This window comes from Pararhizobium sp. O133, assembly GCF_051669845.1.
Taxonomy (GTDB): domain Bacteria; phylum Pseudomonadota; class Alphaproteobacteria; order Rhizobiales; family Rhizobiaceae; genus Pararhizobium.
On the sequence record NZ_CP196427.1, the window covers coordinates 465705 to 477864 of the forward strand.

At 61.0% G+C, this 12160-nt stretch carries 12 protein-coding genes; 8 read left to right on the forward strand and 4 right to left on the reverse strand.

Annotated elements, in window-relative coordinates:
- Window positions 1-22 precede the first annotated feature (22 nt).
- The 4 genes from uraH to xdhC are packed head-to-tail and all read left to right on the forward strand — an operon-like array spanning window position 23 to window position 5065.
- Complete coding sequence (gene uraH / locus ACST81_RS24555; protein ID WP_438754092.1) at window positions 23-382, forward strand: hydroxyisourate hydrolase; 360 nt, start codon at window positions 23-25, stop codon at window positions 380-382.
- 3 nt (window positions 383-385) lie between these two features.
- Window positions 386-1867, forward strand: a complete 1482-nt coding sequence (xdhA, locus tag ACST81_RS24560) for a xanthine dehydrogenase small subunit (protein ID WP_438754094.1) — start codon at window positions 386-388, stop codon at window positions 1865-1867.
- Window positions 1868-1877: 10 nt separating this feature from the next.
- On the forward strand, window positions 1878-4214 hold the full coding sequence (xdhB, locus tag ACST81_RS24565; RefSeq protein ID WP_438754096.1) for a xanthine dehydrogenase molybdopterin binding subunit: 2337 nt from the start codon (window positions 1878-1880) through the stop codon (window positions 4212-4214).
- A gap of 5 nt (window positions 4215-4219) precedes the next feature.
- A complete protein-coding gene (xdhC, locus tag ACST81_RS24570; RefSeq protein WP_438754097.1) occupies window positions 4220-5065 on the forward strand; it encodes a xanthine dehydrogenase accessory protein XdhC in 846 nt (281 codons plus the stop codon).
- A gap of 15 nt (window positions 5066-5080) precedes the next feature.
- On the opposite strand, the gene ACST81_RS24575 is transcribed toward xdhC, so the two are convergent.
- The 3 genes from ACST81_RS24575 to ACST81_RS24585 are packed head-to-tail and all read right to left on the reverse strand — an operon-like array spanning window position 5081 to window position 6740.
- Window positions 5081-5500: a type II toxin-antitoxin system VapC family toxin gene (locus ACST81_RS24575; RefSeq protein WP_438754099.1), complete on the reverse strand. Its 420-nt coding sequence runs from the start codon at window positions 5498-5500 to the stop codon at window positions 5081-5083.
- Window positions 5500-5766, reverse strand: coding sequence for a type II toxin-antitoxin system Phd/YefM family antitoxin (locus tag ACST81_RS24580; protein WP_438754101.1), 267 nt, complete (start codon window positions 5764-5766; stop codon window positions 5500-5502). Before ACST81_RS24580 ends, ACST81_RS24575 begins: the two co-directional genes overlap by 1 nt.
- Window positions 5767-5825: 59 nt before the next feature.
- Window positions 5826-6740 (reverse strand): LysR family transcriptional regulator, encoded by a 915-nt coding sequence (locus tag ACST81_RS24585; protein WP_438754103.1) that lies wholly within the window; start codon window positions 6738-6740, stop codon window positions 5826-5828.
- 135 nt (window positions 6741-6875) lie between these two features.
- Between ACST81_RS24585 and ACST81_RS24590 the strand changes: the two genes are divergently transcribed.
- Complete coding sequence (locus ACST81_RS24590; protein ID WP_438754104.1) at window positions 6876-8111, forward strand: urate hydroxylase PuuD; 1236 nt, start codon at window positions 6876-6878, stop codon at window positions 8109-8111.
- A complete protein-coding gene (guaD, locus tag ACST81_RS24595) occupies window positions 8108-9445 on the forward strand; it encodes a guanine deaminase (protein ID WP_438754106.1) in 1338 nt (445 codons plus the stop codon). Before ACST81_RS24590 ends, guaD begins: the two co-directional genes overlap by 4 nt.
- 123 nt (window positions 9446-9568) lie before the next feature.
- On the opposite strand, the gene ACST81_RS24600 is transcribed toward guaD, so the two are convergent.
- A complete protein-coding gene (locus ACST81_RS24600; protein WP_438754108.1) occupies window positions 9569-9802 on the reverse strand; it encodes a hypothetical protein in 234 nt (77 codons plus the stop codon).
- 295 nt (window positions 9803-10097) lie between these two features.
- Here ACST81_RS24600 and ACST81_RS24605 point away from each other — a divergent pair, with 295 nt between their 5' ends.
- Entirely contained in the window at window positions 10098-10931 is an 834-nt protein-coding gene (locus ACST81_RS24605; RefSeq protein ID WP_438754110.1) for a hypothetical protein, read from the forward strand.
- Window positions 10932-11104: 173 nt separating this feature from the next.
- On the forward strand, window positions 11105-12127 hold the full coding sequence (locus tag ACST81_RS24610; protein WP_438754112.1) for a glycoside hydrolase family 25 protein: 1023 nt from the start codon (window positions 11105-11107) through the stop codon (window positions 12125-12127).
- Window positions 12128-12160: the final 33 nt, after the last annotated feature.

Below are 12160 nucleotides of genomic sequence, written 5' to 3' on the forward strand. Positions count from 1 at the left end.
CAGTCTTCGGGAGGTGAATCGCATGCAATCAGGAACAGCCGGGCGGCTGACAACCCATGTGCTGGACACGGCGCTTGGTAAACCGGCCGAGAACCTGCGCATCGACCTCTTCCGCATTGAAGGCGACCGGGCCGATCAGATCGGTTCAACCCGAACCAATGACGATGGCCGCTGCGATGCGCCTTTGCTGGGTGGCGACACGATGAAGCCCGGGATCTACGAACTGCGCTTCCACGCCGGCGACTATCTCGGCCATACGACCGGCAGCGTTCCGTTCCTCGACATCATCCCCATCCGCTTCGGCATCGCAGATGCATCGGCCCATTACCACGTGCCGCTACTGCTTTCGCCCTACAGTTATTCCACCTATCGCGGGAGCTGAGCCATGACAGTCCAGATACGCCGTTCCATCCGCTTCCTGCTCAATCATCGCCTAGTCCAGCTTTCGGCCGTTTCGGCGGTCCAGACCCTGCTCGATTTCCTGCGGCTGGACCGCAATCTGCGCGGCACCAAGGAAGGCTGCGCCGAGGGCGATTGCGGCGCCTGCACCGTGCTCGTCGGTCGGCTACTGGATGGCCGGCTGAAATATGAGAGCGTCAATGCATGCATCCGGTTCGTCGGCTCGCTCGATGGCTGCCATATCGTTACGGTGGATTCGCTTGCGGTGCCCGGCGGCCCTTTGCATCCGGTACAGCAGGCGATGGTCGAGACCCATGCCTCGCAATGTGGCTTCTGCACGCCGGGTTTCGTCATGTCGCTCTATGGCCTGTGGATGGAAAATCCGAAGCCGTCTGTCGCCCAGATCGAAAAGGCGCTGCAGGGCAATCTCTGTCGCTGCACCGGCTATGCGGCCATCATCCGCGCCGCCGAAGCCGTATCGGTCATCGGCAATCTCGACCGCGATCCGCTGGTCGCGGAACGTGCCACGATCATCGGAAAGCTGGAGAGCCTGAAAGATGGCAAGCGCGTCGAGATCGGCGAAGGCTCCGAGCGCTTCCTGCTGCCGGCCTCGGTCGATGATCTGGCCGACATCTATGCGGCGGAGCCGAAAGCCCGTATCGTCGCCGGATCGACCGATGTCGGCCTGTGGGTGACGAAGTTCATGCGCGATATCGCGCCCGTCGTCCATCTCAGTCATCTCGATGAACTGCGCCGCATCACCGTCGATGAAAGTGGTATTATCTTCGGCGCGGGCGTCAGCTACACCGAATCCTTCCCACTGATCTCGAAACATTTCCCCCAACTCACCGAACTCTGGAACCGCATCGGCGGCCAACAGGTGCGCAACATGGGCACGATCGGCGGCAACATCGCCAACGGTTCGCCGATCGGCGACACGCCGCCGGCCTTGATCGCGCTCGGCGCATCCGTCGTCCTGCGTCTCGGCAAGGTGCAACGCACTGTGCTGCTAGAAGATTTCTTCATCGAATATGGCAGGCAGGATCGTCAGCCCGGCGAATTCGTGGAGGCCGTGCGCATTCCGTTCCTGCCCGAAAATGCGCTTTACGCCGTCTACAAGATCACCAAGCGGCTGGACGAGGATATCTCCGCCGTCTGCGGGGCTTTCCGTGTGACTTTGGATGGAAGCGGCACGGTCAACGAAGCCATCATCGCCTATGGTGGCATGGCCGGCACACCGAAGCGGGCCTCCCATGCAGAAGCAGCACTGACCGGCACCGCCTGGACCGAGGCAAGCACCGAGGCTGCCATAGAGGCGCTCGGCAAGGATTATACGCCGCTGACCGATTGGCGCGCATCCGCTGATTACCGGCTGCTGGTGGCAAAGAACCTTCTGCGCCGTTTCCATCTGGAAACACGGGGCGAAGAACCGGTGCGGCTCGACCGCACGATCAGGCAAGCTGTGTGAGGAGAAGATCATGAACGTCATGCAGCCCATCGACCGCATCCGCGGCGGCGTCCACGAAAACGAGCGCCATGAATCCGGCCACAAGCATGTGACCGGGACAGCTGAATATATCGACGATATTCCCGAGCCCGCCGGCACGCTGCACGCCTATCTCGGCCTGTCGCAGCGCGCCCATGCCCGAATTGTATCGATCGACTTCGAAGCGGTGAAGTCCGCTCCCGGCGTTCTCGGCATCCTCACGGCCGATGACATCACCGGCGAAAACGATGTCAGCCCGGCGCACAAGCATGACGATCCGGTCTTTGCCACCGACAAGGTCGAATTCCACGGCCAGCCGATCTTCGCCGTGATCGCCGAAACTCGCGATGCCGCCCGGCGCGCCGCCGCCAAGGTCAAGATCGAGTATCAGGACCTGCCGCATGTCACCGATGTCCTGGAAGCGGCCGCCGCCAATTACCCGCTGGTCATCGATCCGTTGAAGCTCGAGCGTGGCGACATTACCGCCGGTTTTGCCAGGGCCAGGAACATCCTCGAAGGCGAGATGCGCATCGGCGGGCAGGATCATTTCTACCTTGAGGGCCATATCTCCTTCGCCATTCCCGGCGAGGACGACGAGATCACGCTTTACTCCTCGACCCAGCATCCCAGTGAAACCCAGCACATGGTCGGCCAGGTGCTCGGCGTCGCCTCCAATGCCGTCACCATCAATGTGCGCCGCATGGGCGGGGCCTTCGGCGGCAAGGAAACGCAGGCGAACCTGTTTGCCGCCGTCGCAGCGCTTGCGGCGAAGAAATATCGCTGCGCGGTGAAGATCCGCCCGGATCGTGACGACGACATGACGGCGACCGGCAAGCGGCATGACTTCCATGTCGGCTATAAGATAGGCTTCGATGATGATGGCCGGATTGAGGCCGTCGATGCGACCTTCTCTGCCCGCTGCGGCTTCTCCGCCGATCTCTCCGGCCCGGTGACCGACCGCGCGCTGTTTCATGCCGACAATTGCTATTTCTATCCGCATGTCCGGCTGCGCTCGCGGCCGCTGAAGACCAACACCGTTTCGAACACCGCCTTCCGCGGTTTCGGTGGACCACAGGGCATGGTCGGCGGCGAGCGGATGATCGAAGAGGTGGCCTATGCGCTCGGCAAGGATCCGTTGGAAATTCGCAAGCTGAATTTCTACGGCGGCGAGGGGCGTAACCTGACGCCCTATCACCAGACCGTCGAGGACAACATTATCGGCCGTATTATCGACGAACTGGAAACCTCCTGCGATTACGCCGCGCGGCGCGAAGCGGTGCTGGCGTTCAACCGCAAGAGCAGCGTCATCAAGCGCGGCATCGCGCTGACGCCGGTGAAATTCGGCATCTCCTTCACCAAGACAGAGTACAACCAGGCCGGCGCGCTGGTGCATGTCTATGCCGATGGCTCGATCCATCTCAATCACGGCGGCACCGAGATGGGGCAGGGGCTCTACACCAAGGTCGCGCAGGTGGTGGCCGATGAATTCCAGGTCGACCTCGACCGGATCAAGGTGACGGCGACCACGACCGGCAAGGTGCCGAACACCTCGGCGACCGCGGCCTCCTCCGGCTCCGACCTCAACGGCATGGCCGCCGCCAATGCCGCCCAGCAGATCAAGGCGCGGCTGGTGACCTTTGCCGCCGAGCGCTGGGGCGTCAGCGAGACGGATGTTGCCTTCGAACCGAACACGATCCGCGTCGGCGCCGAGCGCATCGCCTTTTCGGACTTCATCAAGATCGCCTACGGATCGCGCATCCAGCTTTCGGCGGCCGGTTTCTACAAGACACCGAAAATCCACTGGAACCGCTCGGAGGGCCGGGGGCGCCCCTTCTTCTATTATGCCTATGGCGCCTCCTGCTCCGAGGTCAGCATCGACACGCTGACTGGCGAATATCAGGTGGATCGCACCGATGTGCTGCACGATGTCGGCAAGTCACTCAACCCGGCGCTGGATATCGGCCAGGTCGAAGGCGCCTTCGTTCAGGGCATGGGCTGGCTGACAACCGAGGAGCTCTGGTGGGATGCCAAGGGCCGGCTGCGCACCCATGCACCCTCCACCTACAAGATCCCGCTCGCCTCCGACCGGCCGCGTATCTTCAACGTCAAGCTGGCCGAATGGTCTGTCAACCGCGAGGAGACAATCCGCCGATCCAAGGCGGTCGGCGAACCGCCGTTCATGCTGCCGATCTCGGTTCTGGAGGCAATCTCGATGGCGGCGGCGAGCGTTGCAGGCTATCGTATCTCACCGCGCATCGATGCACCGGCAACGCCGGAGCGGGTTTTGCTCGCCATCGAGCGGATGCGCCGCGCCGCAAGGAATGGGTGATCGGCATGGCCGCCAGACGCGAGGACATCAGGGACTTCCTGCACCGCGAGCCGGACTGCGTGCTCGTCGAGGTGACGGGCACCGCTGGCTCGACGCCGCGCGATACTGATGCCTGGATGCTGGTGGCGGCCGAATACATCTTCGGCACGATTGGTGGCGGCCAGCTGGAATACATGGCCATCGACCATGCCCGCCGCAGCCTGCGGCAGGGCTTGCCGGCACAGCCGATGAACGTGCCGCTCGGCCCGGAAATCGGCCAATGCTGCGGCGGACGCGTCGGTCTTGCCTTCACCGCCATGAATACCGATCTCTCCACGCAGCTCATTGCCCGCTGCGACCGCGAAATGGCGTCGCGTCCGCATGTCTATATCTTCGGCGCCGGGCATGTCGGCGACGCCTTGGCGATGGCGCTTTCGCTGGTGCCGCTGCGCATCGTGCTGGTCGATACCCGCGAGGACGAGCTTTCCGCGACCAGTATCGCCGGCATCGAGACCTGCCTGGCGGCGATGCCGGAAGCTCTGGTCCGCGATGCGCCGGCCGGCAGTGCCTTCGTCGTCCTGACCCATGATCACGCGCTCGATTTTCTGATCACCGCGGAAGCACTCCGCCGCGAGGATGCCGCCTATGTCGGCATGATCGGCTCGAAGACGAAACGCGCGACTTTCAAGAACTGGATGTCCCGCGAAATCGGCCGCACCGACCTCTTCGACCGCCTGATATGCCCGATCGGCGGCACCGCGGTGAAGGACAAGCGCCCAGCGGTCATCGCGGCGCTGGCGGCAGCCGAGATCATGACGGCTGCGCTGATAGGTGCGCAGAAACGGCAACATGTATTTGCTGCTGAGGGCTGATGTCTTCTATCGATCCTAAGCTTGATGCCAGGGATTGAGGCATGTCACGCCGAGTGGCTGAAAGTCCGAGAGATTGCGCGTCACGATGACCAGGTCATTGGCAAGGGCTGTTGCGGCGATCATAGCGTCAGCATTCGGTTTCTTATGAGGCGTTGGCAATCGACCGGCAATCGACGCAGCATGCCTTTCGAATGACAAAATCCTATCGTCGAACTCCGGAATGATAACTGTCGTCAACCAATCGGTCAGATCGGTTGCGAAAGCAGGATTGCGGCCGCGTTCGCGCTGTATGCCAAACTCGATTTCCATGATTGAAATCGTTGAAATATACGTTGTGCCGATATCGAACGTCCGGAGAAATTTCTGGTACTCGATGGCCTGCAGATGAGGCCGGCGAGAAGCAGAAAGCACATCGGTGTCGAACAGAAAGGTCATCAGAATTCGATGTCCCGCCCCTCGAAGCTCAATCGTTCAGGGGTGAAGTCATCATCGAACTTCGAGTTCTTATGATATAAAGCGTCATACAGGCTTTTGGATTTCTTCCAGTTGTTTTCGAAATCGCTGTATCGAACAAGCACATAGCTTGCTTCGCCGTGCTCGGTAATGACGAGCGGGCCTTCGTTTGCGGCCTTCTTTGCCTTGCTGGGATTCTGATTGAAGTCGGCGCTGGTCATGAGAGCATAAGGCATCGCCATCTCCATCTAGTACATTCCCTATAAAATATACTATTTTCCAAGCCGAATTCAATCGAGCGATTTTCTCACTCCAGCATCTTACCAATCATCCGCTGACAGCGCTCCGCCATGAAATCGATCATCAGCCGGACCTTCGGGTCCTGGAAGCGTTTGTGCGGATAGATCGCCGCGAGTTGGACGCTGGCGGGGGGATTGTCCTTCAGGATCTCGACCAACGTGCCCTCGTTCAGATAGCTTTTCACCTCGAACAAAGGCTTGTTGATGATGCCCCGGCCTTCGAGCGCCCATTGGGTCAGCACATCGCCATCGTCGGAATCGTAGGGACCGCCGATCTCCAGCTTGCGGGTGCCGTCCGGCGTCTGCAGCGTCCAGTAATATTCCTTCGAACCGGGATAGCGCAGGAGCAGGCAGTCGTGCCGCGCGTCGATCAGGGCGTCGGGCGTTTCCGGCGTGCCGCGTTTCTCCAGATAGGAGGGCGCGGCGCAGACGACGCGCTGACAGTTGAGGATGCCGCGCATGCGCAGGTTGGAATCCTCGAGCACGCCCAACTTGAAGGCCACATCGACGCCCTCGCTCAAGATATCGACATTGTGGTCGGAGAGGCGCAGACGCACCTCGATATCCGGATATTTGTCGTGAAACTCGGGAATGCCGGACGCGATCAGGCGACGGCCGATGCCGAGCGGCGCGGTGATCCGGAGCGACCCCTTCGGATTGTGTGAGAGGTCGGCGATGGCGCTTTCCGCCTCGTTCACCGCCTCGATGATCTTCACCGCCCCCTGATAGAACACCCGTCCGTGCTCGGTGGGCGAGAGCTTGCGTGTGGTGCGGTTGAACAGGCGCACGCCGAGATGCCGTTCCAGCTCCTTGATGCGGTTGCTGGCAACGGCCGGGGTCACCCGCTGGTCGCGGCCGGCGGAGGAGAGGGTACCGAGTTCGACGACCCGGACGAAGACGCGGATATTATCGAGATAGGACATGCTCTTCTTCTACCACAGGCGAGACCCAACCACAGCGGGGGTGATCTTATAGATTTTTTTGAAAGTGTTCGGGATTAGCCGGCATTTCGGATGGTATCGCGTGGTGGCAGAAGTCTCCCAAACAGGGAGGCCCTTATGTATGAATACGCCATTGCCTGGGACTGGTTGACCTTCGCCGTCCGCTGGCTCCATGTCATCACCGCCATCGCCTGGATCGGCTCGTCCTTCTATTTCGTCGCGCTCGATCTCGGCCTGCGCAAGCACCCGGACCTTCCTGCCGGCGCCTATGGTGAGGAGTGGCAGGTGCATGGCGGCGGCTTCTACCATATCCAGAAATACCTGGTGGCGCCCGCCAACATGCCGGAACACCTGATCTGGTTCAAATGGGAAAGCTATGTCACCTGGCTCTCCGGCTTCGGCATGCTGTGTCTGGTTTATTATGCAGGCGCCGATCTCTACCTGATCGACCCCAATGTACTCGACGTCTCCAAGCCCGTCGCCATCGGCATTTCGCTCGCCTCTCTGGCTTTCGGCTGGATCGTCTACGACCTGATCTGCAAATCACCGTTCGGCAATGACAACACGCGACTGATGGTGGCGCTGTACTTCATCCTGGTCGCGGTTGCCTGGGGTTACACGCAGCTGTTCACCGGACGCGCCGCCTTCCTGCATCTGGGCGCCTTTACCGCGACGATCATGTCGGCCAACGTGTTCTTCATCATCATGCCGAACCAGCGCATTGTCGTCGCCGACCTGATCGCAGGCCGCACGCCGGATGCGAAATACGGCCGGATCGCCAAGCAACGCTCGACACACAACAATTACCTGACGCTACCCGTCCTGTTCCTGATGCTGTCGAACCACTATCCTCTGGCCTTCGGCACCCAGTTCAACTGGATCATCGCTTCGCTGGTCTTCCTGATGGGCGTGACCATCCGGCATTATTTCAACACCCGACACGCCAATGCCGGCAACCCGACCTGGACCTGGCTGGCAACGGTGCTTTTGTTCATCGTCATCATGTGGCTCTCGACGGTGCCGAAAATCCTCACCGGCGAACCGGAACAGGTCTCGGCCGCGCAGCAGCCGTTCGTGACGGCGGAAGCCTTTCCCAAGGTGCGCGACACGATCCTCGGTCGCTGTTCGATGTGTCATGCCAAGGAGCCCGGCTGGGAGGGCATGATCAAGCCGCCCAAGGGGGTGGCGCTAGAAACCGACGCCGAGATCGCCGCCCACGCGCGGGAAATCTATCTGCAGGCCGGGCGCAGCCACGCCATGCCGCCGGCCAATGTGACGGCCGTGACCGACGACGAGCGCAAGCTTCTGGTCGCCTGGTACGAGACAGTTGTGAATGGAGGAAAAACCCAATGAGCGAACTCCTGATCCGTGGCCGCGTGCTGACGTTTGTCGACGAACCCAAGGGGATCGATGATACCGCATCCTATCTGACCGTGGACGATGGCGCGGTTCTGGTGCGGGGTGGCAAGATCTCAGCCGTCGGCGACTATGCCGAGGTGAGCAAGGCCGCCGGCGCCGGCGTCGAAGTGGCCGATCATCGGCCGCATCTCATCCTGCCTGGACTGATCGATACGCATCTGCATTTCCCGCAGACGCAGGCGATCGCCTCCTATGGCGCGCAGCTGCTCGAATGGCTGAACACCTATATCTTCGTCGAGGAACAGAAATTCGCCGAGCCGGAACATGCAGCCTTCATCGCCGGACGTTTCATGGACGAGCTTCTCTCCAACGGCACGACGACGGCGGTCGCCTATTGCTCGGTGCATCCGCAAAGCGTCGACGCTTATTTCACGGCGGCGGAACAGCGCGGCATGCTGATGGTCGGCGGCAAGGTGATGATGGACCGCAATGCGCCGGACGCGCTGCGCGACACGCCGCAGAAGGGCTATGACGAGACCAAGCGGCTGATCGGCAAATGGCATGGCCGTGGGCGAGCGCATTACGCGATCAGCCCGCGCTTTGCCATCACCTCGACGCCCGAGCAGATGGAGATGGCCAAAGCGCTGGTCGCCGAGCATCGCGATTGCTACGTGCAGACGCATCTGTCGGAAAACAAGGACGAGATCGCCTTTGCCACGTCGCTCTATCCGGATGCCAAGGACTACACAGACATCTATGCCCGCTATGATCTTTTGACCGACAAGACGCTGCTCGGACACTGCATCTATCTCAGCGACCGCGAGATTTCGGTGCTGGCAGAGACCGGCGCGGTCGGGGTCTTCTGCCCGACCTCAAACCTCTTCCTCGGCTCCGGCCTGTTCGACCGCGACCGGTTCGACAGGCTCGGCGCCCGCTGGTCGGTGGCGACCGATGTTGGGGCAGGCACCAGCTTCTCGATGCTGGAAACGATGGACGAGGCCTACAAGGTTCTGCACCTGCAGGGCCAGCGCCTGTCGCCGCTCAACTCGTTCTACCGGATGACGATGGGCAATGCCCGAGCACTTGGACTTCAGGACCGCATCGGCTCACTGCATGTGGGCGCCGACGCCGATATCGTCGTGCTCGATTCCAGCGGTAAATCGGCGATGGAACTTCGGATGCGCACGGCGAAATCCCTGACCGACGAATTGTTCATCCTCCAGACCATGGGCGACGACCGCTGCGTGGCGCAGGTCTATGTCGCCGGCAAGGCGATGAAGGGGCGGAAATCGGCGACGGGTGTGAAGCGAGCGCTGGAAACGGCGTGAGGTTCTGACCCTTTTCCACAAGGGCAGGGCTATCGCATATGGGGCACCCTCCTGGTCGTGATATTGCCAAGGATAGCCGAAACATCTATATCCGACATGCCTGCCGGATATAGATGACGGTTCTCACGAAGCCGAGAATTTCACCGTCACGCCGCGCTGCCGGAAGTAGGCCTGCATCAGCTTGCGGCCGGAACGATTGTTCTGCACGAGTTTCGCCGGATCGAAGACGGCCTCTTTCAAACCTGCCCGCGCCAACGCTGCCTTGAGCGTTACGATATGCGCGTCGATGTCAGCATTGTCCGCCTGAAGCGATTCATAAATACGTTTCGTTGCATCTGCTACGGTCGGATCGTTCACTGTTATGCTCCTGTTGCTGTCTGATTGGCGCTTACCACGTTCTTCGGCCTGACCCTATTGTGAGAAAAGAAGCCCTCGTCAATGGGTGACAATGGGATTGGAATGACGCAGCCGGATTCAAGGCGCAAGAGTAGGCCACATTTCGGCAGTTCGGCCAGCGCATTCCCAAGTGTGATCTTCGGCCGGCTTGCCGATTTGATCGTCAAAATGTTCCGCATCGAAAACGACCGGCTTCCGGCGAGGCATAGGCATTCCACCATTTGTCATTTCACCCCCCTTGTGCCACCTTCCCCGAATGACCCTTCGCGCCATAAAAACCACCGTTCTGCTCGCTGCAGCCTTCCTGTCGAGCACAAATCTGTCATTCGCGGATGACGGATGTAACGGGCAGGCGGCCGCCGTTGTGCAGCGGGCCTATCCCGATGCGGTGAAGGCCTCGGACACGACCTTCAAAGTCAAGGAGCTGGCGATCACGCTGCCGGCAGAGGGTGCCGTCGAGGACGATCCGCATGCGGTGATTTGCCGAGTCTGGCCGGCTTATCCGGAGCTGATGCTGGTTGCCGTGCCGTTGATCGGCGGGCAGTCGGATGATGGCAATGCGGGGGATCTGGAACTGCTGGTGCTCGACGCTGACAGTCTCGGTGTCAGGCAGCGGCTCTTTCTCGCCGGCCGCATGACGGATGATGCGGTGCGGATCACCCGGCTTGCCTTCGATACGGCCCGCTACCGGCTTTCGCCCAAGCAGATCGCCTTCGGGCTGCGCATCTTCCAGCATGGCAGTTCGGGGCCCAATCCGTTCGGGGAGGTCGGTCTTTCGCTCTACACGATCGCGGATGGCAAGCTGACATCCGTGCTATCCGGCATCACGGTCAGCGACAATCACGGCGAATGGGACACGAATTGCGCCGGAACATTCGACGAAAGCAGCCGGACGCTCTCGATGCAACCGACCGTCCACCACGGTTATGCGGATATTCTGGTGTCGGAGACATCCTCGACGACGGTGGCGAGCGTGGCGGCGAACGGCGAATGTGTGGAACAGCGCAATGGGCCGAAGAAAACGACCCTGCTTTTGACCTATGACGGCAGGGAATATACCGTTCCAGAGAATATCAGGTCCCTTGAGTGAGCGACGACGGACGTCTGTCGAAAGGACAGCTAGGCGGCCCCGGCCGCGATCGTCGTTTTTGCGCAACGCTTGCCGAATTCATTCGGATTCAGCATTTGTTGGTAATTTTCCGTTAGCAATTGAAGGCAGTGGAGGGCGCGGTTCGCCCGGTTCTGTTTTGCGTACGGGTTCCAATGCGTTTATCGGTTCTTTCAGCACTTCTTATTGGCGGTATTGCCCTTGCCGGCTGCACCTCCAATTCCGGGCCGGACAGCCTGTCCGCCGGGCTGCCCTCGAAGGAAGTCACGAGCTCGGTCGCGAAAGGCCCCGTGCCGGTCAATGATGTCGGAGCGATCATCGCCGCGGCTGAAAGCCACCCGGAACAACTGGCCTGGGCGGGCCAGGTACCGCAGCCACAGGCGTTCGAATCCATGACCACCGAGGCCATGACCGTTCCGGCCGAACGGCCGGTCGCGTTGATGATGCCCGATAATCCGGAAGCGGAACCGCGTACCCGCCGTGGACGCGCGCAGATTTACAGCCGCCAGTTCCGCGACGCGCATCCGATCAATTTCGGCAAGGCTTCACCCAGGAAAATGGCCGTGCACGGCGTCGACATTTCCCGCTGGCAGGGCGAGATCGACTGGGCCAAGTTGCGCACGCAGGGTGCCAACTTCGCCTATATCAAGGCGACCGACGGCGGTGACCATCTCGATCCGATGTTCAGGAAGAACTGGAAGCGCGCCAAGGATGCCGGACTGAGGCGCGGCGCCTATCACTTCTTCTACTGGTGCCGCACCGCCGGCGAGCAGGCCGACTGGTTCATCCGCAACGTGCCGCGTGACCCCGACGCGCTGCCGCCGGTGATCGACGTTGAATATAACAGCGAATCCAGCTGCCGCTTCCGCCTGTCGCGGGCCAAGACGCTCGAGAAGATGCAGGTGTTCATGGACAAGCTGGAGCGTCATTACGGCAAGCGACCGGTGATCTACACGGCGCCGGACTTCTACCGCGACAACCTGACCGGCGAATTCAAGAACCACCCCTTCTGGCTGCGCTCCGTCGCCGCTCATCCGTCGAAGATCTACCCGGGCCGCAAATGGCTGTTCTGGCAATATTCCGGCTCCGGTCTCTCGCATGGGGTGGAGGGCCGGATCGACCTCAATGTCTTCCACGGCAGCGAGAACGACTGGCACGACTGGGTGGCGCGGGGGTGAGAGGGCGTTAAGTTAGAACGGGGACCCTACCCT